We start from the raw sequence: 23,910 nt of genomic DNA, 5'->3' as shown, positions 1-23,910 counted from the left end.
CCGTTTGATACGGTTGTTTTTTTGGTTTTTGCAAAAGATTTTTTGGTATAATGGCATTTTTTAAAATTTTAGGATATTTGTCATGGCTGACCTATCACTTTCATCTACTTCATCTCATCGTCCCAGTAAATCGCAAATTCAAGCGTGGTTTGACTTGCCCTTGATGGATTTGCTTATGCAAGCCCAAAATGTTTTGCGAGAAAATTTTCCTGCTAATACCGTACAAGTGAGTACACTTTTATCTATCAAAACAGGCAATTGTCCAGAAGATTGCGGTTATTGTTCACAATCAGGACATCATAGCACCGATTTACAACCTGAAAAGAAAATCGCTGTCGCAAAAGCCATTGAAGAAGCAAAAAAAGCCAAAGCAAGCGGTTCAAGCCGTTTTTGTATGGGAGCGGCGTGGAAGCACCCACATGATAAAGATATGCCCTATGTGCTTGAACTGATTAAAGAAGTCAAAGCGTTGGGGCTAGAAACGTGCATGACGCTCGGTATGCTGACAGGCAACCAAGCCCAACTGCTTGCCGAAGCTGGACTTGACTACTATAACCACAATCTTGATACGTCACGAGATTTTTATCGCCAAATCGTTAGCACTCGTAATTATGATGACCGTTTAAATACACTGGCTCATGTGCGAAATGCAGGGATAAACATTTGTGCAGGCGGTATCATTGGCATGGGCGAAAGCCGTGAAGACCGTATTAGCCTATTGCATGAGTTGGCAAATTTACCAAAACCGCCTGAATCCATTCCAATTAATATGCTTGTACCGATTGCAGGTACACCAATTGCCGATAAGTTGGGCGAAACTCGTTTGCCTGTGCTTGAGTGGATTCGCACGATTGCGGTGGCTCGTCTTGCCTGTCCGACCAGTTATGTACGGATTGCTGCGGGGCGTGATGGTTTGAGCGACACCGAACAAGCCATGTTGTTTATGGCGGGGGCAAATTCGTTTTTTTATGGTGATAGACTTTTGACAACGGACAATGCCACGACCAATCATGATGATAAGTTGATGGCGGATTTGGGTTTAACTGTAGAAAAAGCCGAACCACGCCAAATTCCTGTTACCAATGCGGTGAGTGGACGGATTGGCAGTTTGGCGGTGTATTAATGTGCTGTTTTTTTGGCAAAAATTGGGTAAAATAGCCCTTTTAAATAACTGAAGTTGTAATATGGCTGAATATTTTTTGTGGTTTAAGGCGTGGCACGTGATTTCGCTTATCTGTTGGTTTGCGGGGATTTTTTATTTGCCACGTTTGTTTGTATATCATGCGATGAGCGAAGACAAAACGAGCCAAGAGCGGTTTGCCGTGATGGAACGAAAACTCTATCGTGGCATTATGACCCCTGCGATGGTGGCGACTTGGATTTTTGGGTTAAGTATGTTGTTGCCAAATTGGGACGCTTATAAAAATCAAATTTGGTTACATATCAAATTATGTTTGGTCATGTTTTTAACGTTTTATCATTTGTCTTGTGGACATTTTCGCCTAAAGTTGATTGATAATCCGCAATACAAAAGCCATGTTTTTTGGCGATGGTTTAACGAAGTGCCTGTTTTTATTTTGATTGCTGTGGTGATTTTGGTAATTGTTAAACCGCAATTTGGGCATTAGTTGAATGAAAAAAATTGATATAATTCCCAAACTTGAAACAAAATTATCCAAGTTTTTGGCATTTGTGTTGTGTTGGGCGATTTTGGCAAATTTATTTGTATGGCTAAATCCGCCTACACCAAAAACCCACGGAATATTTTAACGTGTGTATTGTAGAAAATGGTAAACCAAAATCTATGATTATCAAAGATTTACCAACCAATCCGCAATTTTGCCAACAACCCCTTAAAAGATTACAAAATTGACGGTTTAGAATATGAACGCCAAATTCGTAGTGAATGGGACAGAGAGCGGGCGTAACCTTGATTAACCCAATTAACGCATTTTAATCAAAGTTACAGATTTAAAAGACTTTGATAGGATTTTTACCAAATCAATCCTCCTCTTCTTCATCGTCCCATTTTTTGTAGCTGTCTTTTGGGTCAATGCCACGGCGTTTCATATCCGCCACTTGTTCTTCTAGCGTGCGAAACTGCTCGGTTTCGTGCATGGTGTCTTCTAAGTTATTGATTTTTTGTTCTAAATTATTGGCTTCTTGAGTAAAATGTTGGGTCATTTTATTTTCCTTTTTGATGAAATGATTGGTTTAATTGGTCATGGTTGGATTAACACGCCATAACTCTCGGTTGCTATGTTCTTCTTTGGCAGAAACCAGCCAGCCGCTGTCTACCAGTTGCTGTTTTAGCCATTGAAAATCCACAGCGTTAATTTGGCAACGAGAAACCGCATGAACATTGGGTAAAATTTTGCTTGCTTCAATCAATGCCAAGTTTTTCAGCGAGTCGTTGAGTTGTTTTAACATCATTTCACTGCTAAATGGTTGTGGCAATATTTTTAACAACTCTAATACTTCGCCCCATGTAAAAGTATGAGCTGCCATCACATCTTGCAAATTACCATCTTGATAGGCGTGTGCCGAATAATTCACCAACACGACATCTTCTGCTTTTAGTATGATTTTTGGTTCTACGACTTTTGGTTTTGCGGTCGCCACAGGCGTAATCACTTGTGGCTTGCTCACCCCTGTGGTGCGTAGTGATGTATCAGGCTTGTTTGCACGCACCCAACCTGCTGTCGGCTTACTGCCAATCAACGCATTTAAGGCACGTTGGCACTCACTCACCGCTTCTTGGGTGCGTTCATAAAAAATCGCATTGTCTAACAAATCTTTTTGAATCATACTTGCTAAATCAAGGCGTTGACGAGAATAATCGGACGTGGCATTTTGCGATTTGATTAACGCAAGCATGGGCTTTCGTTTGGTATTTGCATAAATATAGCTCAAATGCAAATTACTCACCCCTGACGGACTTAAATGCCCATACCCCGTCCCAAGCACAAACAATAAATAATCGCAACGGTCAATCTGTTGCTTGCTATAATCCATAAATTGACTGGGGTGAGCAATCAAATCCCACGTCAAAAAATACTCATCAGACAATGCTAATTGCAACGCATTTTCAAACTCTGGGTGTTCATTTCGCACAATACAAACATGAACATGAAAACGTTGTTTTACTGGCACTTTATTCTCACTTATTATTGGTCTTTATTTGTTAATTGAAAAATTCAATTAAAAAAAATGTTTAAAAAATCTGTTAAATATTGCAAAAATTCATTTGCACATTTTTGTCAAATTGACTTAATAACCGTGTCACAACCGATTGGGTGTTCAACTGATTTGACGTGGTAAAAAACTGCACAGGCATGTGAACTTCTGCGGGATTTTTTGCATTATCTTTATCTAACAAGGATTTCACCCGTTTAGCAATCGCCTTACCAGAATCAATCATCGCAAGCTCATAATCCATCGCCATAGTGGTAAGTTTATTCATCAAATACGGCTTAAAAAACGGAAAATGGGTGCACCCAAGCACCAACTGGTCAATCTGATTTTGGTGCAACTGTTTTAACAATTCTTCAAGCTCTGTAACCGCCAAATGCGTTTCTGGCATACCTGCTTCAACCCACGGCACAAGGCTTGCTAAGCTATGTTTATGCACATTGACATGATTTGGCGTGGCAATGTTGTCAATAATTTCGTTTAACAAACGTCCGTTTAAGGTCGCAGGCGTTGCCAAAACAGCGACTTGTTTGGTTTTGCTCGCAAGCACCGCAGGTTTTAATGCAGGCACAAGCCCCACCATCGGCAAATCAGGATACATCGCACGCACTGCATCAAGCCCATAAGCGGACGCAGTATTACAAGCAATTACCACCAATTTACAACCCTGTTTTGCCAAAAAATCCACCGCACGGATAGTCAACTCTCGGATTTCATCGCTACTGCGTGAGCCATACGGCACGTGCAAGGTATCGGCATAATAAATATAAGACTCATACGGCAACAAAGCGGTCATGTTCGCCAATACAGACAAACCACCCACCCCAGAATCAAACACCCCAATCGGTGCTGCTACCAATCTTTCGCTCATCGCCCAGACCCAATATTTTTTAAAATTTTAAATCCTGCTATTTTACGCTACTTTTGATTTTTGCACCATCATTTTTAATTTTTTACGTAAAATTACATGGCTAATTCAAATGTTTCATCACCACTAATTAATTGCAAATACACGTTATCATTTTTTTCTATCAATTCACCCATCGCCACCAAATGATAAAAAATCGACCGCACAATCAAACCATACAGCACAGACTCGCCATTTTGTCGCACCAAAATATAAGGCTGTTCTGCTTGTTTTTCAAGCATATCAGCCGAAATTTTGGCATTGTTAAAAGGCAAACCAAAACGGATTTCATGTTGTTTATCCAAATAAAACTCATCGCCGTTGGCAGTACAAAACTTGATAAAAGTTTGGTTATACTGTTGAATTTGATTGACCGCCACAATGTGCAAAGGTGCGTCTTCTACTTGAATACCGATTTTTTCCACAGGCGTTTTTAAAAAATAATGGGCGTTATTGTTTTCATCAATCTCGCACCACAATATTTTGGCAAACAAATCCACCAATGACTGTCTAGTCATTTTTGAGCCTTCGTGCCACCATTCGCCATTGGCACAAATTTTTAGGTTCATATCGCCACAAAATTTGGGTTGCCAGTTTTGTAAAGGCGGAATCACTCTTTTGTTGGCATTGGTGCTGTCTGCTTGTTGTTCAGCTTGATTGATTTTGGCGATAAGGTCTTGTTTCATAAGGTTTTTTATGTTAAATTTTAAAAAAAATTTTTAAGCGTGAATGCTATTTTATCAATATTTTTATCAAAAATTGTAAAAAAAATTTGACAAAAAATTCATGCTTTATCCGATGTTTTTTGTAAAATGATAATATATTACATCAATTTGTTGTCAGATGGCTCAATCCGATTGCTAGTTTTTTGTAATCATTTGGCTATGTTGTTTCACAAGATTTTAGATTATAATAAATAACTTTTTGTGATTTTATCCATTTTTTTATCATCAGTACAATCCTTCACCAGCATTGGCAAGTTTGGGATTGTTTGGAGTTGTTATGCAAGATATTCAGCGTGAGCAGATGGAATTTGATGTTGTTGTCGTTGGCGGTGGGCCTGCTGGCTTGGCAACGGCAATCCGTTTACGCCAGTTGGCGATTGAAAAAGGCTTAGAAGAGTTCACCGTATGCGTGGTTGAAAAAGGCTCAGAGTTTGGGGCGCATACCATGTCTGGTGCGGTGATGGAGCCTCGTGCGTTAAATGAACTCATTCCTGATTGGCAACAAAAAGGGGCACCCGTCAATGTGGCAGTCAAAGGCGACCGTGTATATTTGCTCAGAAATGAACAAAAATACTGCCAACTGCCTGATAATATCGTGCCTGCGTCTATGCACAATGATGGTAATTATATCATTTCTTTGGGGAATTTGGTGCGTTGGTTAGCAGTGCAAGCCGAAGAGCTTGAAGTGATGATGTTCCCCGGTTTTGCTGCCTCTGATGTGTTGTATAACGAAGACGGCTCGGTGAAAGGCATTGTGACTGGTGATATGGGTATAAATGCCAAATGGGAAGCCAAACCGAGCTTTGAACCAGGCTATGAGCTATTGGCAAAATATACCGTATTTGCCGAAGGCTGTCGTGGACATTTGGGCAAACGCTTGATTAGCCGTTTTAATTTGGCTGATGGCAAAGACCCACAGCATTATGGCATTGGTTTAAAAGAACTGTGGGAAATTGACCCAGCCAAGCACGAAGAAGGCATGGTATTGCATGGCTCTGGCTGGCCTTTGACCGAAACGGGCTCATCAGGCGGTTGGTGGTTGTATTTTGATGAAAACAATCAAGTATCGTTTGGTTTGGTGATTGATTTATCTTATCACAATCCGTATTTATCACCGTTTGACGAAATGCAACGCCTCAAAACTCACCCTGTTATCCGTAACATTTTGGAAGGTGGCAAACGCTTGTCTTATGGGGCAAGAGCCTTAGCCAAAGGCGGTCTAAACTCATTGCCAAAACTTGCCTTTGCAGGCGGTGTTTTGGTCGGTGATGATGCAGGCTTTTTGAACGCTGCCAAAATCAAAGGCACGCACACCTCTATCAAATCAGGTATGCTCGCTGCCGAAGCCGTCTTTGAAGCCATTCAGGCAGGTCGTCAGCATGACGAAATCACCAGTTACGAAGAAAAATTCAAAAACTCATGGCTGTATGAAGATGCCTATGAAGCACGCAACTTTGCCCCTGCTATGCACCGTATGGGCGTTTGGATGGGTGGTGCATTCAACTTTATTGACCAAAATCTGTTAAAAGGCAAAATGCCACTCACCATTCATGACAATATGCCCGATTATGATATGCTTGAGCGTGCCGACCATGCCTTTGCCCCCAATTATCCAAAACCAGACGGCAAACTAACCTTTGACAAGCTGTCATCGGTGTTTATCTCAAATACCAATCATGCTGAAGACCAACCTTGCCATCTGCGTTTGACCGACCCAAATGTGCCGATTAAACGTAACTTAAAAATCTTTGCCGAACCTGCTCAACGCTACTGCCCAGCAGGTGTGTACGAGGTGGTCGTCAATGATGATGGTGAAGCCAAATTTGTGATTAATGCTCAAAACTGCGTACATTGCAAAACGTGCGATATCAAAGACCCATCACAAAATATCACGTGGGTAACGCCTGAAGGTGGCGGTGGTCCAAACTACCCAAATATGTAAATGTTATAACATAACTGATTGTTTTAAAATAAAAAATCTGTCAAAAATGGCAGATTTTTTTTGTTTTTGTCCTTGACATTTTTTTATTAAAGGTTTACAATGAAAACATAAAACCAAACAAATATTGTGTTTTGACATGATATAACATTACATTTTAATCAATTTTTTTATAAATCCACCTAAAGGAACAAAAATCATGACTTGTACTATCCACGCAAATCACGACCACATTCATGGCGACAACTGTGGACACACGGCTATCAAACATGGCGACCACATTGACTATCTACATGACGGACATTTGCACCATGTGCATGGCGACCATGTTGATGAACATACGCTAGATGTTAACGAACAAAACCCAGATGCGTGTAATCACAGCTTTAACTGTGGCGAGCATATTCACGGTGAAAACTGTGGACACGAAGCTGTACCACATGGCGACCATATTGATTATATTGTTGATGGGCGTTTGCACCATCAACATGGCGACCATTGCGATGACCATGGTGCGGTAGAGTTGGTAAAATCAGCCTAATCAAACCCTACAAAAACAAAAAACCGCTTAACTTGATATTAAGCGGTTTTTTATGAAGTGGTAAAGTTAATTACACACCCATTGCAGATTTTGCACTGCCTTCGTCATAGTCATCACCATGAGTAATAACAACGATACCAGTTTCGTGGTTTACGTTGACAAATTTTACACCTGCAACGCCTTCAAGTTTTTTTGCTAGGTCGTCAGCAGCAGCTTTATCAGCAACTTTTACATTTTCGTATTTAGCTTGTGACATGATACATATCCTTTTACTTAAGAGTGAATTTAATTTTATTTATCAAATACCGCTAACCACTTTAACAAATAAAATTCTTATGAAAGTTAATGAGTTCTATTTTACCGATTTTTTTTTAAATTTTCTGCTAATTTTTTGTAAACCTGATAAATGGTTATTAGTTAAGGATAAAATTTTTTTTGCAAAAAAAACAGATATCTTTTACTATTTATCATAATTTTTTGCCAATTCACAAAATATTTGCCAATTTTTTTGGGTTGTTAAAAACCGAACAAATATTAAATTTTTACAATCTTTATAAATCTTAACAAAACCATCTTTTTATCGTGTATTTTTTAGGCATTGATAAATTTTAACGCATCAGGTGTCCAGATTTGGATAAGGTTTTGCATTTCTTGGGTAACGATTTTGTTTTGTTTGTTTAACAAATGTTTGGCAATCGCTTGTGCGGTGATAAGCAAAAATTCATCTCGCACTAAGTCGCTGATATAGTAGCTGTCATGCCCTGTTTGCCGTTTGCCAAGCAACTCACCCGCCCCACGCAGTTCCAAATCTTTTTGAGCGATGACAAAGCCGTCCGTACTATCTCGCAACACATTGAGACGTTCTATGCCTGTTTCTGATAATGGCGTTTGATACAGCAGAACGCAAAAACTTTTGGCTTCACCACGACCGACACGCCCACGCAGTTGGTGCAGTTGCGACAAGCCAAGCCGTTCGGCATTTTCTATCACCATTAAGGACGCATTTGGCACATCAACACCGACTTCAATCACAGTGGTAGCAACGAGTAGCGAGATTTTTCCTGCTTTAAAATCTTGCATAACGGCTTGTTTTTCGGCAGGTTTCATTTTGCCATGTACCATGCCAATGGTGATGTTTAGGCGGTCGGCTAGGTCGGCATAGGTGATTTCGGCGGATTGTGCGTCTAGGGCGGTGGATTCTTCTACAAGCGGACACACCCAGTAGGCTTGTTTGCCTTGTTCGCAGTTTACCGCAATACGCTCAATCACTTCATCTCTGCGGTCTCGGCTGATGGTAACTGTGGTGATGGGAGTGCGGTTGGGCGGTAATTCGTCAATAATAGACGTGTCCATATCGCCAAACGCACTCATCGCAAGCGTGCGTGGAATGGGCGTTGCTGTCATGATGAGTTGGTGCGGTGTGGTGTGTGCCAAGCCTTTGCCGAGTAACGCCATGCGTTGCTCCACACCAAAACGGTGCTGTTCGTCAATAATTACCAAACCTAATTTGGCAAATTGCACTTGCTCTTGGAATAAAGCGTGCGTACCGACCACGATTTGTACGTTGTTTTCGGCAATATTGCTTAATGCTTTGGTGCGTTCTTTGGCGGTTTGTTTGCCTGCAAGCCAGCCTACGCCTATGCCGAGCGGTTCAAACCAATTTTTAAAATTAATCAAATGTTGTTCGGCTAAAATCTCAGTCGGTGCCATGACCGCCACTTGCCAACCGCTATCCAACGCATAACAAGCCGACAGCCCTGCAACCAACGTTTTACCCGCTCCGACATCACCTTGCACAAGGCGTAACATGGGAATGGACGTTGCCAAATCTTTGACAATTTCATTGACAACACGATTTTGGGCGTTGGTCGGTGTAAAAGGTAAATTGGCTAACAAACGTTCGGCAAGCTGGCTTTTATCATCGCAACGTGGGGCTTTGTGTTGAAAAAGTTGCTGTTTTCGGTAAAGTAACGCCAATTGATTTGCCAACATTTCTTCGGTAATTAACCTTTGACAAGTGGCGTGCGTGCGGTTTTTTAAACGCTCTAATACTTGATATTGTTGGCTTAAATTGGTGTAAGTGGGCGGTTGATGAATAAAACTTAACGCATCAATCAGGCTAAATTCAGTAAAAGGATTGGTTAAATTGGCAATTAACGGAAATTGGGTTTTGATTTGTTTTTCAATGAGTTGCCAATCATTATTGTTAATTTGTATAATATTATTTTTGTAGTTTTGTTTAACAGTTTGCAATGCTAATTTTATCAAACTGCGTAATTTATTTTGGTGTAAATTTTTTACCGTTGGATAAATCGGCACAAGCCCTGTGTTGCTCAGCGGTTTTTGTCCGATGATAATTTCGTATTCTGGGTGAGAAATTTGCGTACCGTATTGATTGATGATAATTTCACCAAACACTCGCAAAACCGTGCCAATTTGCATGGTGTCGGCTAAGCCTTTATAGACATGAAAAAAGCGTAAAATCACCTGTCCTGTGCCGTCTTGCAGATAGACGCTCATGCCTGTGCGTTTGTTTTCCACACGCATGATTTGTCCTTGTACCAGCACCGACTGTCCGTGCGTTACGTCCGCAAGGTTAATCAGTCGGCTACGGTCTTCGTAATCTCGTGGCAGGTGCATGAGCAGGTCAAACACTCGCTCAATGTTAAGCTGGGCGAGCTGTTCGGCGATTTTTGTGCCGACACCTGATAGGGCGGTTACGGGTAGATTAAAAATTTGGGTGGTTGGCATTTTTTGTTAAATATTTTTAACCAATTAATTTTGTTCTTGTAGTTTTTCTTGTAATTGCTTATCCACTTCTGCCGTTAGCCATGCTTGCATTTCTTGACGCAATGCGTCCATTTTTTCATCAAAATAATCGTCCAATTTTTTGCTTAAACTGTCAATGATGTCTTGTTTGACGTTGTCAATACGGGCTTGTTTTGCCAAAAGTTCTTTTTCTAGGCGTTCCGCTTCAAGACGCGCTTCAATTTGTTTTTGTAAGGCTTCTTGTTCACGGCGTTCTTGTTCTAGTTTTGCTTGGCGTTCACGTTCAAGGCGTTCTTGCTCTAGGCGTTGCAACGCTTGTTCTTTGGCGATACGTTCAGCTTCGGCTTGTCGCTCTTTTACAATGATAGTTTCCACTTCATCATGCAAATTGTTCACACGAAATTGAAACGTATCAATGTCGGTATCACGTTGTAACAAAGTGTGAATATCATCTAACTCATTGATAATAGCAGTTTTTATACTATCAGACGTGGCAAGCCAGCGTTGAGAAAATTGGGGAGAAAAGGCAAATCCTGACATGGTTTTTCTACTTTTGTTAAAAATATTGCTTTATATTAACAAAAACCACACACTTTTTTAAGTGTGGTTTGAAAATTTATCCAAAATTTTGTAAAAAATTGGCAAAAATGTGCTAATCCTGCCATTTTGCCAACAAAATTGAACCATTTGTACCGCCAAAACCAAAACTATTGGACAAAGCATATTGCAAATTTTCCACCTTACGAGCCACGTTTGGCACATAATCCAACGTACAATCTGGGTCTTGGTTATCCAAATTAATGGTCGGTGGTAACACTTGTTCCATCAAGGCTTTGACACTAAAAATCGCTTCAATACCACCTGCCGCACCGAGCAAATGTCCTGTCATGGACTTAGTGGAACTGACCGCAAAGTTTTGGTTTTGCCCAAATAAACTTTCAATCGCTCGGCTTTCGGCAACATCGCCCAACGGCGTACTTGTGCCGTGAGTATTGATATAGCCGACTTTGTCCGCATGGATACCTGCGTCTTTTAGGGCGATTTGCATGGCACGCTTTGCACCATTGCCATCTTCTGGCGGTGCGGTGATATGATTGGCATCATCACTCATGCCAAAGCCTGCCAACTCTGCCAAAATCGTTGCCCCACGGGCTTTGGCGTGCGACAATCGCTCAAGTACCAACACCCCTGCCCCATCGCCTAGCACAAAGCCATCACGGTCTTTGTCAAATGGGCGACTGGCTTTAGTCGGTTCATCGTTGCGAGTGGATAAGGCTTGCATAGCGGCAAATCCGCCCATGCCAAGCTGATTGGACGCTCTTTCGCTACCACCTGCCACGATAATATCGGCATCGCCATAGGCAATCAGCCGAGCCGCCAAGCCGATGGCGTGCGTTGATGTGGTACAAGCAGTCGCAATGGCAAGGTTTAAGCCTTGCAAACCATGACGTATCGCCACTTGCCCTGCGGTCATGTTAATAATCGCCGATGGGATAAAAAATGGCGAAATTTTTCTTGCACCGTCATGAATAAGTTTGCCAGCATTTTCTTCAATATTGCTAATACCACCAATGCCAGAACCGATTAACACACCAATGCGTTCAGGGTCAATGCCTTTTACAGGTTCGGCTTGTAAGCCGTCAATCAAACCTGCATTTTTTAAGGCTTGCGTTGCCGCCACCACGCCATATTGTACAAAAATATCGTAACGGCGGGCATCTTTTGCCGACATATATTGGCTAATGTCAAAATCTTTGACCAATCCTGCAATTTTTGAGCGGTAATCGGTGGTATCAAAATGTTCAATTTGGCTAATACCGCTTTTACCTGCCAAAATCCCTTGCCAACTACTCTCTACATCAAGCCCCAAAGGCGTAACCGCCCCCATGCCTGTAATCACGATACGCTCGTGGTCTGATTTTTCAAAATATGGTTTTTTTGAGTGGTTAGAAAATTCGGTAGTCATGCATATATCCTTATGCGTTTGCTGATGTTAAAAAAATTAATTGCATATTAAACCAAAATTTTGGGTAAAGCTTGGTAAAATTTTGTTACAATTTTAACAAAAAAAATGCGTTTACCAAAATCATTTTTGACAATTGCCCAAAAAAAATTAAAAACAAACCTGCCCCAACACCACCGCTTTATTCGCCCCTGTCACGCTTGGCAAGTTGCTGGGTTTGCCAGTCATGGTTTGGCGAGCAAGCCACGCAAATGCCATACTTTCAACTAAAGTCGGCAAAACGCCATATTTTTTGCTACTTTCCACCGTCCAATCGCCCAAATGCGACTGCAAACGGCTCATCAAATAAGTATTTAACGCACCGCCACCACAAACCAACAAATATTTATCGTCAAATTCAAACGCCTGTAACGCATTGGCAACGCTCACCACCGTTAATTCTGTCAAAGTTGCTTGCACATCTTCTGGGGCAAGCTCGTTTGGTGTGTCGGATTGATAAACTTGATAAAAAAGGTGCAATTGCTCGTCCAACCACGCTAAATTAAAGGCTTCTCGCCCTGTGCTTTTGGGCGGATTTTCAGCAAAAAATGGGTGGGTTAATAATTGCTTTAATAGCGGTTCAATCACTTGACCTGATTTCGCCCAGTCGCCATTTTTATCAAACAATTGTCCAGTATGACGATACGCCCAACCATCAATTAGCAAATTTGCCACGCCTGTATCAAAACCAAAACTTTGCTCTTCATTAAAAATCGTTACATTGGCAATCCCACCCAAATTTAACACGGCACTGATATTGGGCTGATTTTTTTGTTGGTTTTGCTTAAAAATCGCTTGATGAAAGGCTGGCACAAGCGGAGCACCCTGTCCGCCCACCGCCATATCACGTCTGCGAAAGTCACTCACCACCGCAATACCTGTGCGTTCTGCGATAATATTTGGGTCAATCAATTGAAGCGTAAAGCCCCAGTTTGGGTGGTGTCGCACCGTTTGCCCATGACAGCCGATTGCACCGATGTCGTCCGCCGTCATGCCTGATTTTTGTAGTAACTCAATCACCACTTGACTGGCAAATTCGGCATAAAAACTACTCGCCCAACCATACAAATCCAGCTCACTTTCAAAGGCAAGCTGATTTTGCTCAATCAGCTGATACGCCCCATTTGGCACAGTCAGAGCCAACAATACCGTCCGCAAATCGTCTGGAAACGCCAAACTGTGGCTTTCTAGCACTTCAATCTCGCCCGTTTCATCATAAAACTGGCACAGCACCGCATCCATACCATCAAGGCTTGTACCGCTCATCATACCGATATAATACGGCGAATTTGACAAGGTTTTGCCATGTCCGACCTGTGTCGGCTGTATCGCTTCGTCCATAATTTCGGTAAAATGGCTAAAAAAATTGTCGTTAAATGTGATTTCGCTCATGGGTGAACCTTTTGATAAATTTTGTTCATTATAGCACAACTTCGCACGCCTGCACGCCCATGTTGTGCTATAATAGTCGCACTAGTATCAATGCCAATTTTTTTGCAAAAATTTTATCAAAATTTCAAAGATTACCATGACCACACCTTTTTTTCAGCACATGCCGATTGTCAAGCCGTATGCCTTGATGGATTTGGACGATACCTTGTTTCAAACTTTACGCAAAATTGAACAATGGCAACTACTCAAACAATTACCCAACAAAAATCTAACTATTGCCAGCGTCAATAAACAAGGCGAGCCGTTAAGTTTTTTTAGCCAAAAACAAGCCAATTTTTTTAATTGGTTATCGCAAAGTTGCGAACTAATCCCAGTAACTGCAAGGGATAGCAACGAAATCAAGCGAGTAAAACTGCCCTTTGATAGTTGGCAAATTCTCACCCATGGGGCGATTTTGTTAGAGCCAAATGGACGACGCAATCCCATTTGGCAACAACAAATGTTTGAGAAATTAACGCCTTTGCAAAATGATTTAACCCTGTTGCAAAATGTACTTGAACAACATAGCCAAACGCACGATTTGGGTTTGGTATTTAGTTTACACAATGATAATTTTGTTGATGGTAATTGTTATCAAAACTTAAAAATTTATTTGGCAATCAAACACCGCCAAAAAGATGAAAAAATACTTCAAGATATTGCCTATAATCTAGCAAACATCTTAAAAGACAATTTACCAAATTTTAACCAAAACTTTTATATTCATGTCAATGCCAATAATCTTGCGATTTTGCCAAATGCCATTCATAAACGCCATGCGGTGGCATTTTTGTTAAAGCAACTGGATAACAACCGCCCTTACTTTGGCTTTGGCGATAGCCTTGCCGATTTGCTATTTTTGCAACAATTGGACTGGTACGGCACGCCCAATCATGGACAATTACACGATAAAATTTGTCAAATTTGCCACGATTAACCAATACATTTTTAATCTTTAATAATTAAAAAATTTTAAGAAATTTTTGATGAAACAATATGATTTTTCCACTTTAACATCAGGCAGTTATTTAGCCAGCGATGTGAAGTTTTTATTAACAATCTTGGAAAAAAATGCGGTAGAAAACACCGATGTCGCCCAAAAAGAACAGCTAATCCAAACAGGCAAACGCCATTATTCCGATATGCTCACCCTAGAAGATAAGCCAAGCGACACCCATGAAAACCTATTTTTACAAGCCTTAGATCAATATCAAAACCGTATGGCAAGCGATATTTTTTCACTTGCCTACACCCTAAAAACCCATTTTGTACAGCAAGTTAGCCATGATAAACCATTGATTCTATTAAGTTTGGTTCGTGCAGGTTTGCCTGTTGGCGTATTGTTACAGCGGATTTTTGCTGATACACAATTTAACTGCCAACTGCCTAGCCAACATTTTGGCATGAGTATCATTCGTGAGCGTAGCCTTGATAGCGTGGCGTTGGCGTGGGTTTTGACCAATTTTCCTGATTCGCCGATTGTGTTTGTTGATGGTTGGACAGGCAAAGGAGCGATTTATCATGAACTAAAAAATAGTTTAGAAAAATTTAACAAACAAAATCCGCAATTTGATTTTAAGCAACAAATTTATCACCAAAATGACAATCTCACTCACGAGCCAATTATTCCGCTAGTCACCTTGTCCGACCCTGCGGGCGTGGCGTGGCTGTCGGCAAGTGATGATGATTGGCTAATGCCTGCCAGTTTGTTAAACAGTACCGTTTCGGGGCTGATTTCTCGTACGTTATTTGCCAAAAATGCCGATGAATTTCATGCCTGTGTCTATTATGATAATTTAGAAAAATTTGATAAAAGTTTATTTTTTATTGACAATATTTTAAACTGTTTAAGTGATATGCAACAAAAAAATCACATTTTACCAAAAATTTTAACCTATCAAAGCACGCCAACATTTCGTACCAAGCCTGTAATATCAAGGCTTGCCAATAAATTTCACATTGATAATTTAAACCGTATCAAGCCGACCATCGCCGAAGCCACTCGTGCGGTGCTACGCCGAGAGCCTGAGCGAGTGTTGCTACAAAATGCCGACCATGCCGACACCGTGTTATTGCGACATCTGTGTGCACAAAGAAATGTTGCAATTGAGATTGTCGGTGATAAAATTACCCCTTATCAAGCCATCACCATCATCAAAAAACGCCAATAATTTAGCCAAAAAAAGTCAAATAATTCATTGATTTTAAAAAGTTTTAACGGAAAAAATGTATGACCATTTTAAACTTGCCAACGCATATCATTCACCCTGTGCCAGTGCCACGCATTCACCCCTATCATCTAGGGGCGAGCCTGTATATGCCTGCGACACGCACCGATATTTTGGCGGTGATTAAGCGAAAAAGATTAGAAAAAATTAACAGTATTATTATCTGTCTTGAAGATGCAGTCAAAGAAACAGACGTGCCTATGGCGTTGGCAAATTTACAAGCCTTGTTAAACGATTGGCACAACAGTTTACAAGATAAAAATTTAGAAAAACCTCACAATCGTCCGTTGGTTTTTATCCGTCCACGCCATGCCAAAATGCTTCATCAACTGTCAAATTTTACCAACATTGGTTTGGTTGATGGTTTTGTGTTGCCAAAAGTGGATATGAAAAGTCTTGCTGATTGGCGATTGGCAAGCCAAACGCACAGCGATGGGCAGTTTTTGATGCCGACTTTGGAAACCGCACAGATTTTTCACCCAACGCACAATGATGAGTTGGCGATTGCCTTGACCGAAAGTTTTAGTCAGCAGATTTTGGCGTTGCGTGTTGGCGGTAATGATTTGTTGTCATGCTTAAGAATGCGTCGTTTGCCTGATGTCACCTTGTACGAATCACCGCTTGGCACGTTGATTTATCGGTTATTGGGCGGTTTTGTGCCGTATGGTTTTTATTTGACATCGCCTGTGTTTGAATTTTTGGACAAGCCTAAATTGTTCGCACAAGAAATCGCCAAAGACGTGCAGTTGGGCTTGGTCGGCAAAACCATCATTCACCCCAGTCAAATTGAAGTAGTACAGACAGGTTTTATGGTAAAACAAGCCGAATTGGAGCAAGCCCAAGCCATTTTGCACACCAATGCCAAAGCGGTGTTCAAACAAGATAACATGATGCTTGAACCTGCTACCCATAAAAATTGGGCAGAATTGATTATCAAACGAGCCGAAATTTTTGGGACTTGTTAATTTTTAAAAAATTAATCAACTTTTTTTAACAAATACATCAAAAAATCTACTGTAAATATCATCTGACCTTGTTGTTCACAATCTGACAGCAAGGCTTGAATTTTTTCAGGTTTGGCTCGGTAGGCATAGGGCGTCATCGCCAATAAATCGGCAAGTTCTGTGGCATTTAGCTGAATTTGATAACTGCAATGTTGTTCTTTTATCAGATGAAACAATGGGGTAAGTTGCTCAACAAATTTTTGTGAATCGTGTGCTTCTACCCTATCAAAAATCGCCTGTCGCAACTCAAATAAATGATTAGCTTTAGGTTTTCCAATCAACAAAAATCCATCTTTTGCCAATAAACGATAAAATTCTTCTGGCAAAATCGGACTAAAAATCGTGCTAATCACATTGACAGTTCCGCTCAATATCGGCACATTGGACGCTGATGCAACACAGCTATACACTTGATTTTTTGTGAAATTTTTAAGTGCTTTGGCAGTCGCTGTTACCACAGGTTTGCTGATATCTAGGGCAATGGCGGTTGGGTTGTTAAGGTTGTTCTGTTGAGCAAAATCAAAGACTTGTTCAAAAAGTTTTTGTGAATAATAACCCTCACCACAGCCAATATCTAGCCAACAAAAATCGTCTATTGGCGTTAAGCTGTCTTTGGCAAAATCCAACAAACTTTGTCTAAAACCTTGATAATGACCTTTTGCCAAAAACTGTTGCCGAGCTTTGATGGCGTTGTCAGTATCCCCGGGGTTTTTGCTGTGTTTGTGTTGCACAGGTAACAGATTGACGTAGCCTTGTTTTGCCACGTCAAAGCTGTGTTGGCGTAAGTTGGGATTTTGGTTGTTTAGATTTTGCCCTGCACATTGCCATGTTTTAGCATTAGGCAATAAGGGGGATTGACAAACAGGGCAAACAAATAAATTTAGCATAACTTATAAATAATTGGCAACAAATGATTATTATAGCAAAAATTTATAACAAAGATTGCAAAATCATCACATCTTCAAAGTCTTCATTCACCGCTTTTGGTAGTTGAATATCAATAACTTTATCTAACTGATGTTGTAGGTTTTGATGATAAGGTTGTTCGGCATTTTGACTGTCGGCAATATGGGTTTTTAAATCTGTTGTCAATGTTTTTGGTGGATTTTGTGCATATTCACTTAAAAAACTTTTTATCTTTCTTTGTCCTGTTTGCTTGTCGGTACTTACTGAAAAGTCAACATTTTGATGATTTTTATCATGAAAATCAAGAGTTACTGACAAATCATCAGACACATGATACTCAACCCAACCTTTTTTGACAATTTTGTTCAAATCCAACTTTGTTAACAACAGCGACACAGCTTGTCGGCTCAACTCGCTATCATCTTTATCCAATAACAACAAAAACTGTCGTTCTCTTGGGGTCGGTTCGTCTGTTTGTAAGGCTTGTTTTCCTTGGTTTGTACTGATAATGTGCATTTGAGCGGGTTGCGCATGCTGTAAAATTTGAACTTTCATGTTATACTACCCCTTTTTTTAGATATTATTAATGTTTTTAAAGTTTTAGTTAAAAGTTTTATAAAATCAATAACTTAGTATAACACAAAATTTTAATTTTTAACGTAATTTTAACGTCATTAACCCCAAAATTACCAAAACAATTGTAACAATCCAAAACCGTGCGACTACTTGTGTTTCGGCAACACCGCCTAATTCAAAATGGTGGTGCAACGGTGCCATGCGAAAAATACGTTTTTTGCGAGTTTTATACGAACCGACTTGCAAAATCACCGACACCGCTTCGGCAACGAACACACCGCCCATGATAGCAAAAGCGATTTCTTGGCGTGTCATCACCGCAATCGTGCCAAGCATACCGCCCAACGCCAGCGACCCAACATCACCCATAAATACTTTGGCAGGGTGCGCATTAAACCACAAAAAACCCAAGCCAGCACCAATCATAGACGCACAAACAAGCGTAACTTCGGCATTGTAAGCGATAAAAGGCACGTGCATATAGTTGGCAAAATTGGCGTTGCCCGAAATATAGGCAAATACGCCAAGCCCTGCCGACACAAGCACCACAGGGAAAATCGCCAAGCCGTCTAAACCGTCCGTCAAATTCACCGCATTGGACGCACCGTTAATCACAAAATAGGTAAAAATGATAAAAGCCAAACCAAACGGCACAGCCGAAAACGCAATATTCCAATTTTTGAACAACGGAATTAACAAGTCCTGCATGGCTTTTGTGGTGGCGACATCAGTTTGTTTTGTGGCGATAAAATACAACGAAATACCGACAAACAATGCACCAAGCGATAACCAAAAATATTTTTTGCGAGCGATTAAGCCATCTGGGTTTTTATGCTTAATTTTTAGCCAATCATCAGCCCAACCGACTGCCCCAAAAATCAGCAACACCACCATCAAAATCCAAATATACGGATTGGTCAAATCCGCCCATAGGATTGTCGTCAAAAAGATACTGATTAAAATAAACACACCGCCCATCGTTGGCGTGCCGATTTTTTTCTTGTGGCTTTCTGGACCGTCATCACGGATAGCCTGCCCAAATTTGAGTGCGTGCAAGCGGTCAATCACAGGATTACCAAGTGCAATACAAATGCCCAACGCTGTCAAAACCGACAGCAAAGTTCGCAATGTCAAGGACGACACTGCCGAAAATGGGGAATAAAACTGGCTAAGCCATTCAAACAACCATAATAGCATGGGTTGCTCCTTTATTTGGAATTTTTGGATTTTGGCTAATGATAAAATGCATTTTATTTAAGGGCGTATACAATACGCCTCTACCACACAAAATTTATTGTATTTGATATATTTGGTATAAATTAGCAAAAATAATAAAAAAGTGCTATTGTAAAGAATTTTGGCAAAAAAATCATCAAGTTTTGCAAAACGTAACAGTTTTTGCCAAAAGCTCTATTTTTAATTGTTGGTTAATAAATCCGCAATCACCGTTTCCATCGCCATAAAGCGTGAACCTTTAAACAGCACGGTGCAAGCGTCATTGGCAAGCAGTTGTTTTAAATGCTCTGCCAAGTCGCTTTTGTTGTCAAAATGAATGGCAAAATCAGGCGTAATGGCATTGGCGGATTTTGCCGTATGAGCCATTAATTCACCGACTACCAGTAATTTATCAATTGGCATTTGGGCAAGTTTTTCGCCAAGTTTGGCGTGTTCATTGACCGCTTCATCGCCAAGCTCGCCAATATCACCCAGCACCAAAACTTTTACTTTATCTTGATTTATCAAGACGTTAGCAGCCGCCATTACCGCAGACGGATTGGAATTGTAAGTGTCATCAATCAGCGTATGTTTGCCCCCTTTATTGGTAAAGTCACTAAAATTTAACCGCCCTTTAGCAGGTTTTGCCACGTTTAAACCTTGTGCAATCTCATCAATGGATAATCCCAACGCCACCGCACAAGCGGAACTTGCCAACGCATTGGTAATGTTATGCTCGCCTGCAAAATGCAAGGTTACGTCTGTGCTTTGAATTTCATCAATTTCAAAATTAAAATTTAGGCTAGATTCGCACACATTGCCCACGTCCACATCATCGGCAAATACATCGCCTGCAAGCATAATCATGTCGTCTTTGGTCAAGCCAATTTCGTGAATTTTGCTTATATCTACGCCAGCCTGCTCAAGCGATACTTCACGCTCACCAAAAGTGATAATATTTTTGGTAAAATTTTGAGCGGTATTTTGCAAAATTTCAAAATAATCATCACCAAACGGCACAACCGCCACGCCATCTTGATTTAAACCTTGATAAATTTCGGCTTTGGTTTTGGCAATGTTGTCTCGTCCGCCAAACTCGCCCAAATGAGCCGTGCCAATGTTTAGCACGCACGCCACATCAGGCTTGACAAGGCTTGTAGTATAAGCAATCTCTCCAACGTGGTTCGCCCCCAGCTCCATGACAGCATAGCGGTGTTCGTCCGTTAATTCAAGCAACATCATCGGCACGCCCAAATCGTTGTTGAGATTGCCACGAGTGATGAGCGTTGGGGCAATGCGACCCAAAATCGCACCGAGCATTTCTTTGGCGGTGGTTTTGCCCATCGAGCCTGTGATGGCAACGACTTTGAGATTTGGGTGCTGGTCTCTGCGATACGCCCCAAGTTTGCCAAGTGCCAGTTTGGTATCGCTGACAATCAGTTGCGGTAATTCCACCGCTTGAGCCGTGCTGATAATGGCTAAAATCGCCCCTTTGTCTTTGGCGGTTTGCACATAGTCATGTCCGTCAAAGTTGTCGCCTTTAATTGCCAAAAAAATGTCGCCTTGCTCAATTTTGCGAGTGTCAGTCGTGATTTTGGTACTTTGTGCGGTAAATTCGCCTTGCCAAGTTGGGTTTAGGTCTTTTACCGCTTGGGTTAGGTTTTCTTTTTGCCAAATGTATGGGGTCATATTTTTTCTCTTTTAATTAAAAATCTGCTCAATTTTTTGTAGCGTTTTTTCAAGGCATTCTTGCTCGTCATCATATTTATCCTTATCAAAATAATAATCAATAGGAATAAATAACAACTCGTCCGAACGGTGATTGGGTGCAAAAAAACTTTCGTCAAAAGTTGGTGTTAATTCATAAAGATTTTCTTCAAACACTCGTGTATAAAATCGATTGTCGTGGGTTTTGATAAGTTCAATTTTTAATTTTAAATAAAAATTATATTTATCAATTTCTACAAATAAGGTTCTTATCAATTCGTCAAATTTGAGCATTATTTTTATACCGTCCAATCTTCCACACTAAAATTTTCCAATTGAAAAAACGCTTGGTCATTACTTATCAAAGTCATGCCAAGCCCATCAGCGTGAGATGCTATTAATAAATCCAGTGGCGTGAGATTTTTGCCAGAACGTATCAAATTTGCTTTAAATTGCCCATAATGTTCGCTCATTTTTTCATCAAAAACCGCCACATTAAACTGCTCAAGGAGTAAATGCGTTGCCTTGTGTAGACGTGTTGCTTCAGGTTTTTTGGCAAGCCCAAATAACACTTCGGCAAGCACAATGTTAGAAATAAACAATTGTGAATGATGACAATACGCCAATTTTTCTTGAATGCGAGTATGCTGATTTTGCATGACACTGCGTAATAAAAAACTAAGCATATTGGTTTCAAACATATACTGTTTCATGCGTGCCAATCTCCAAACACGTCTTTTGGCTCTCTGTCGTCTTTTGGTGTGTCTAAAAATCCTGCCACATCGTCCACTTGCAATTCGCTGATGGCTTGAAATACGCTGTTCCAATCGTTTATTTTTTTGGGTTTGGCAGACAAAATGATGTTGCCTGTTGTCTCATCACGGCTGATATAAACTTCATCGGTATCAAAACGATATGCCAATGGCAAGCGTACAGCTTGACTGCGTCCGTTCATGAAGATTTTGGCGGTTGTTGGGATTGAAGTTGGTGGGCTGGTTTTAGAAGAAATGTGTAAATTTGACATAAGCACTCCTTTTTAGACTGATTATAGTATATATCTTGATATATATCAAGTTAACTGCCAAAATCTTAGATAGTTTTTGTTTTTGACTTCCTCTCCTCCCTATCGTTCGGGGATTCCTGCTCCCAGACGGTCAAGCCCGACCGCAAGAATGTTCTTACTGGCAATAAACTTTAATATTCACGTTACTTCCCAAATTTTCCCAACGCATTTTTAACAATCACTTTATCATCAAAATCATACCGTACACCATCAATCTCTTGATAAGTCTCATGCCCCTTGCCTGCAATCACCACAATATCATTCGCCCCTGCATTTTGCACCGCATATTCAATCGCCGTTTTGCGGTCAGGCTCAATCATCGCCTTGTAATGTTGCTCGCAGGTCATGCCTTGTTGCATATCGTTTAAAATAGCGTTAGGGTTTTCGGTGCGTGGGTTGTCAGCGGTAAAAATCACCTTATCGGCAAATTTTAGTCCAACTTGTGCCATCAGCGGACGCTTGCCCTTATCTCTATCACCGCCACAGCCGAATACCGCCCACAACTCGCCTGTGCAGTGCTGTTTTAGACTTGTAAAAACCTGCTCAAGTGCATCTGGCGTGTGAGCATAATCCACGATAAAACAGCCAGCTTTTGAAGGCACTCTGTCCATTCGCCCAATCGCTCCATACAAATTTGGCACAGCGGTTTGGATTTGGTCAAGTGTTAAACCCATTACCCCACTCTCTGATAAAGCCAAAACACCGCCAATACTTGCCAATAAATTTGCCACATTAAACCGCCCTAACAGCGGACTTTTTACCGCCAATTCCCCTCGTGGCGTTGTTAAAATCAAATCCACACCGCTCAAACTTGGGGCGATTGTTTTGGCAAAAAAATCGGCTTTATCGTTGGTTAAACTGTACGTCCAAACGGTCAAATCCGACTGTTTTGCCTTGTTAATCATCAACTCGCTAAACTCATCATCAAGATTGATGATGGCGTGCGTCAATTGTGGAAATTCATTTTTATCAAACAAACGTGCCTTAGCCTGTGCATAATCGTCCATGTCGGCATGATAATCCAAATGGTCTCGGCTAAGGTTGGTAAACATCGCCACATTAACGCCCACGCCCTGTAAACGCTGTTGGTGCAAGCCGTGCGAGCTGGCTTCAATCGCTAACGCCTGTACGCCTTGTTTGGCAAAATCAAAAATGGTATGGTGCAAATTAAACACTTCAAGCGTGGTGTGCGTGCTTGGGGTAAGATTGGGTAGAATGCCATTACCTGCCGTTCCCATGACAGCGGTTTTGATGTTGGCTTGGCTGATAAGCTGGGCGGTAAGTTGGCTGACGGTAGTTTTGCCATTTGTGCCTGTAACGGCAACGATTTTTGGCAAGGCTATTTTTTCATTTAACGCTTTTTCGGTCAATTGCAAACTTTGACAAATCAAATCACCCAAAAAATTCCGAATGTTTGGCAAAAGCACAATCGGAAAATCATACGCTTTGGCTATCTCTGACACGTCAAGCTCGGACAACACAAACACCGCTTTGTCTTTGACTTGGTTTAAATAACTGCCAAGCGTTTGCAAATCAAATTTGGCATTGGGATTTTGGCTTTTTAACAAAATAAACGCATCGCCTTTTTGCACTTTTCGGCTATCAACGGCAAAGTTGTTAAAAGTTAAATTTTCAACTAATTGTAAAATTTGTTTTAATTCATTATTTAGAGTAAATTGCGAAATTTTCATGATTTTTTCCTTTT

The 23,910-nt window shown here is 40.9% G+C and carries 24 protein-coding genes; 7 read left to right on the top strand and 17 right to left on the bottom strand.

Annotated elements, in window-relative coordinates:
• Positions 1-82 precede the first annotated feature (82 nt).
• The gene (bioB, locus tag ACGTJS_RS06395; protein WP_410473164.1) at positions 83-1,123 is read left to right on the top strand and encodes a biotin synthase BioB; all 1,041 of its coding nucleotides are present in this window, start codon (positions 83-85) and stop codon (positions 1,121-1,123) included.
• 61 nt (positions 1,124-1,184) lie between these two features.
• Positions 1,185-1,628 carry a protoporphyrinogen oxidase HemJ gene (hemJ, locus tag ACGTJS_RS06390; RefSeq protein WP_410473163.1) on the top strand — a complete coding sequence of 148 codons (444 nt, stop codon included), beginning with the start codon at positions 1,185-1,187 and terminating at the stop codon, positions 1,626-1,628.
• 373 nt (positions 1,629-2,001) lie between these two features.
• On the opposite strand, the gene ACGTJS_RS06385 is transcribed toward hemJ, so the two are convergent.
• From ACGTJS_RS06385 to ACGTJS_RS06370, 4 genes are all read right to left on the bottom strand, one after another.
• On the bottom strand, positions 2,002-2,184 hold the full coding sequence (locus tag ACGTJS_RS06385) for a hypothetical protein (protein ID WP_315041083.1): 183 nt from the start codon (positions 2,182-2,184) through the stop codon (positions 2,002-2,004).
• 30 nt (positions 2,185-2,214) lie between these two features.
• A complete protein-coding gene (locus ACGTJS_RS06380) occupies positions 2,215-3,153 on the bottom strand; it encodes a DUF4062 domain-containing protein (protein ID WP_410473162.1) in 939 nt (312 codons plus the stop codon).
• 73 nt (positions 3,154-3,226) lie between these two features.
• Positions 3,227-4,063, bottom strand: coding sequence for a glutamate racemase (gene murI / locus ACGTJS_RS06375; protein ID WP_410473161.1), 837 nt, complete (start codon positions 4,061-4,063; stop codon positions 3,227-3,229).
• A gap of 92 nt (positions 4,064-4,155) precedes the next feature.
• Positions 4,156-4,785 (bottom strand): DUF1285 domain-containing protein, encoded by a 630-nt coding sequence (locus ACGTJS_RS06370; RefSeq protein ID WP_410473160.1) that lies wholly within the window; start codon positions 4,783-4,785, stop codon positions 4,156-4,158.
• A 316-nt stretch (positions 4,786-5,101) separates the two neighbouring features.
• Between ACGTJS_RS06370 and ACGTJS_RS06365 the strand changes: the two genes are divergently transcribed.
• Positions 5,102-6,766 (top strand): electron transfer flavoprotein-ubiquinone oxidoreductase, encoded by a 1,665-nt coding sequence (locus tag ACGTJS_RS06365; RefSeq protein ID WP_315041091.1) that lies wholly within the window; start codon positions 5,102-5,104, stop codon positions 6,764-6,766.
• 196 nt (positions 6,767-6,962) lie between these two features.
• Entirely contained in the window at positions 6,963-7,304 is a 342-nt protein-coding gene (locus ACGTJS_RS06360) for a hypothetical protein (protein WP_410473159.1), read from the top strand.
• A 70-nt stretch (positions 7,305-7,374) separates the two neighbouring features.
• Here ACGTJS_RS06360 and ACGTJS_RS06355 read toward each other — a convergent pair whose 3' ends face one another.
• The 5 genes from ACGTJS_RS06355 to ACGTJS_RS06335 form a co-directional block, all read right to left on the bottom strand.
• On the bottom strand, positions 7,375-7,560 hold the full coding sequence (locus tag ACGTJS_RS06355; protein ID WP_315041095.1) for a hypothetical protein: 186 nt from the start codon (positions 7,558-7,560) through the stop codon (positions 7,375-7,377).
• A 335-nt stretch (positions 7,561-7,895) separates the two neighbouring features.
• Positions 7,896-10,055: an ATP-dependent DNA helicase RecG gene (gene recG, locus ACGTJS_RS06350; RefSeq protein ID WP_410473158.1), complete on the bottom strand. Its 2,160-nt coding sequence runs from the start codon at positions 10,053-10,055 to the stop codon at positions 7,896-7,898.
• 24 nt (positions 10,056-10,079) lie between these two features.
• A complete protein-coding gene (locus ACGTJS_RS06345) occupies positions 10,080-10,613 on the bottom strand; it encodes a hypothetical protein (protein WP_410473157.1) in 534 nt (177 codons plus the stop codon).
• Between the two features lie 112 nt (positions 10,614-10,725).
• Positions 10,726-12,039: a beta-ketoacyl-ACP synthase II gene (fabF, locus tag ACGTJS_RS06340; protein WP_410473156.1), complete on the bottom strand. Its 1,314-nt coding sequence runs from the start codon at positions 12,037-12,039 to the stop codon at positions 10,726-10,728.
• A gap of 147 nt (positions 12,040-12,186) precedes the next feature.
• Positions 12,187-13,416, bottom strand: a complete 1,230-nt coding sequence (locus ACGTJS_RS06335; RefSeq protein WP_410473237.1) for an anhydro-N-acetylmuramic acid kinase — start codon at positions 13,414-13,416, stop codon at positions 12,187-12,189.
• A gap of 187 nt (positions 13,417-13,603) precedes the next feature.
• On the opposite strand from ACGTJS_RS06335, the gene ACGTJS_RS06330 reads away from it, so the two are divergent.
• Genes ACGTJS_RS06330 through ACGTJS_RS06320 form a run of 3 tightly spaced genes read left to right on the top strand, consistent with a single transcriptional unit; the run spans position 13,604 to position 16,699 of the window.
• The gene (locus ACGTJS_RS06330) at positions 13,604-14,443 is read left to right on the top strand and encodes a hypothetical protein (protein WP_410473155.1); all 840 of its coding nucleotides are present in this window, start codon (positions 13,604-13,606) and stop codon (positions 14,441-14,443) included.
• 49 nt (positions 14,444-14,492) lie between these two features.
• Positions 14,493-15,677 (top strand): cysteine protease StiP family protein, encoded by a 1,185-nt coding sequence (locus ACGTJS_RS06325; RefSeq protein ID WP_410473154.1) that lies wholly within the window; start codon positions 14,493-14,495, stop codon positions 15,675-15,677.
• A gap of 59 nt (positions 15,678-15,736) precedes the next feature.
• A complete protein-coding gene (locus tag ACGTJS_RS06320) occupies positions 15,737-16,699 on the top strand; it encodes an HpcH/HpaI aldolase/citrate lyase family protein (RefSeq protein WP_410473153.1) in 963 nt (320 codons plus the stop codon).
• Positions 16,700-16,710: 11 nt separating this feature from the next.
• Here ACGTJS_RS06320 and ACGTJS_RS06315 read toward each other — a convergent pair whose 3' ends face one another.
• The 8 genes from ACGTJS_RS06315 to ACGTJS_RS06280 all read right to left on the bottom strand — a co-directional run bounded on the left by ACGTJS_RS06315 (position 16,711) and on the right by ACGTJS_RS06280 (position 23,896).
• Complete coding sequence (locus tag ACGTJS_RS06315) at positions 16,711-17,625, bottom strand: putative RNA methyltransferase (protein WP_410473152.1); 915 nt, start codon at positions 17,623-17,625, stop codon at positions 16,711-16,713.
• Between the two features lie 43 nt (positions 17,626-17,668).
• Positions 17,669-18,199: a hypothetical protein gene (locus ACGTJS_RS06310; RefSeq protein WP_410473151.1), complete on the bottom strand. Its 531-nt coding sequence runs from the start codon at positions 18,197-18,199 to the stop codon at positions 17,669-17,671.
• Positions 18,200-18,298: 99 nt separating this feature from the next.
• A complete protein-coding gene (mraY, locus tag ACGTJS_RS06305; RefSeq protein ID WP_410473150.1) occupies positions 18,299-19,417 on the bottom strand; it encodes a phospho-N-acetylmuramoyl-pentapeptide-transferase in 1,119 nt (372 codons plus the stop codon).
• A gap of 219 nt (positions 19,418-19,636) precedes the next feature.
• A complete protein-coding gene (locus tag ACGTJS_RS06300; RefSeq protein ID WP_410473149.1) occupies positions 19,637-21,124 on the bottom strand; it encodes a UDP-N-acetylmuramoyl-tripeptide--D-alanyl-D-alanine ligase in 1,488 nt (495 codons plus the stop codon).
• Between the two features lie 12 nt (positions 21,125-21,136).
• Positions 21,137-21,436 (bottom strand): hypothetical protein, encoded by a 300-nt coding sequence (locus ACGTJS_RS06295; RefSeq protein WP_410473148.1) that lies wholly within the window; start codon positions 21,434-21,436, stop codon positions 21,137-21,139.
• A gap of 5 nt (positions 21,437-21,441) precedes the next feature.
• The gene (locus ACGTJS_RS06290; RefSeq protein ID WP_315041118.1) at positions 21,442-21,855 is read right to left on the bottom strand and encodes a PIN domain-containing protein; all 414 of its coding nucleotides are present in this window, start codon (positions 21,853-21,855) and stop codon (positions 21,442-21,444) included.
• Positions 21,852-22,166 carry an antitoxin gene (locus tag ACGTJS_RS06285; RefSeq protein ID WP_410473147.1) on the bottom strand — a complete coding sequence of 105 codons (315 nt, stop codon included), beginning with the start codon at positions 22,164-22,166 and terminating at the stop codon, positions 21,852-21,854. The genes ACGTJS_RS06290 and ACGTJS_RS06285 overlap by 4 nt, the downstream gene beginning before the upstream one ends.
• 182 nt (positions 22,167-22,348) lie before the next feature.
• Entirely contained in the window at positions 22,349-23,896 is a 1,548-nt protein-coding gene (locus ACGTJS_RS06280; RefSeq protein ID WP_410473146.1) for a UDP-N-acetylmuramoyl-L-alanyl-D-glutamate--2,6-diaminopimelate ligase, read from the bottom strand.
• Positions 23,897-23,910: the final 14 nt, after the last annotated feature.

This window comes from Faucicola mancuniensis (assembly GCF_046523945.1).
GTDB classification, from domain to species: domain Bacteria; phylum Pseudomonadota; class Gammaproteobacteria; order Pseudomonadales; family Moraxellaceae; genus Faucicola; species Faucicola mancuniensis.
This window is presented reverse-complemented; position numbering and strand designations above follow the sequence as displayed.

Bases quoted from the DNA above. Each gene is read 5' to 3' on its own strand.
- ACGTJS_RS06315 (WP_410473152.1), bottom strand. From the start codon at position 17,625: ATGCTAAATTTATTTGTTTGCCCTGTTTGTCAATCCCCCTTATTGCCT.
- mraY (WP_410473150.1), bottom strand. From the start codon at position 19,417: ATGCTATTATGGTTGTTTGAATGGCTTAGCCAGTTTTATTCCCCATTT.
- ACGTJS_RS06285 (WP_410473147.1), bottom strand. From the start codon at position 22,166: ATGTCAAATTTACACATTTCTTCTAAAACCAGCCCACCAACTTCAATC.
- recG (WP_410473158.1), bottom strand. From the start codon at position 10,055: ATGCCAACCACCCAAATTTTTAATCTACCCGTAACCGCCCTATCAGGT.
- ACGTJS_RS06345 (WP_410473157.1), bottom strand. From the start codon at position 10,613: ATGTCAGGATTTGCCTTTTCTCCCCAATTTTCTCAACGCTGGCTTGCC.
- ACGTJS_RS06370 (WP_410473160.1), bottom strand. From the start codon at position 4,785: ATGAAACAAGACCTTATCGCCAAAATCAATCAAGCTGAACAACAAGCA.
- ACGTJS_RS06325 (WP_410473154.1), top strand. From the start codon at position 14,493: ATGAAACAATATGATTTTTCCACTTTAACATCAGGCAGTTATTTAGCC.
- ACGTJS_RS06355 (WP_315041095.1), bottom strand. From the start codon at position 7,560: ATGTCACAAGCTAAATACGAAAATGTAAAAGTTGCTGATAAAGCTGCT.
- hemJ (WP_410473163.1), top strand. From the start codon at position 1,185: ATGGCTGAATATTTTTTGTGGTTTAAGGCGTGGCACGTGATTTCGCTT.
- ACGTJS_RS06280 (WP_410473146.1), bottom strand. From the start codon at position 23,896: ATGAAAATTTCGCAATTTACTCTAAATAATGAATTAAAACAAATTTTA.
- bioB (WP_410473164.1), top strand. From the start codon at position 83: ATGGCTGACCTATCACTTTCATCTACTTCATCTCATCGTCCCAGTAAA.
- ACGTJS_RS06385 (WP_315041083.1), bottom strand. From the start codon at position 2,184: ATGACCCAACATTTTACTCAAGAAGCCAATAATTTAGAACAAAAAATC.
- ACGTJS_RS06320 (WP_410473153.1), top strand. From the start codon at position 15,737: ATGACCATTTTAAACTTGCCAACGCATATCATTCACCCTGTGCCAGTG.
- ACGTJS_RS06310 (WP_410473151.1), bottom strand. From the start codon at position 18,199: ATGAAAGTTCAAATTTTACAGCATGCGCAACCCGCTCAAATGCACATT.
- ACGTJS_RS06335 (WP_410473237.1), bottom strand. From the start codon at position 13,416: ATGGACGAAGCGATACAGCCGACACAGGTCGGACATGGCAAAACCTTG.
- ACGTJS_RS06365 (WP_315041091.1), top strand. From the start codon at position 5,102: ATGCAAGATATTCAGCGTGAGCAGATGGAATTTGATGTTGTTGTCGTT.
- ACGTJS_RS06290 (WP_315041118.1), bottom strand. From the start codon at position 21,855: ATGAAACAGTATATGTTTGAAACCAATATGCTTAGTTTTTTATTACGC.
- murI (WP_410473161.1), bottom strand. From the start codon at position 4,063: ATGAGCGAAAGATTGGTAGCAGCACCGATTGGGGTGTTTGATTCTGGG.
- ACGTJS_RS06330 (WP_410473155.1), top strand. From the start codon at position 13,604: ATGACCACACCTTTTTTTCAGCACATGCCGATTGTCAAGCCGTATGCC.
- fabF (WP_410473156.1), bottom strand. From the start codon at position 12,039: ATGACTACCGAATTTTCTAACCACTCAAAAAAACCATATTTTGAAAAA.
- ACGTJS_RS06295 (WP_410473148.1), bottom strand. From the start codon at position 21,436: ATGCTCAAATTTGACGAATTGATAAGAACCTTATTTGTAGAAATTGAT.
- ACGTJS_RS06300 (WP_410473149.1), bottom strand. From the start codon at position 21,124: ATGACCCCATACATTTGGCAAAAAGAAAACCTAACCCAAGCGGTAAAA.
- ACGTJS_RS06360 (WP_410473159.1), top strand. From the start codon at position 6,963: ATGACTTGTACTATCCACGCAAATCACGACCACATTCATGGCGACAAC.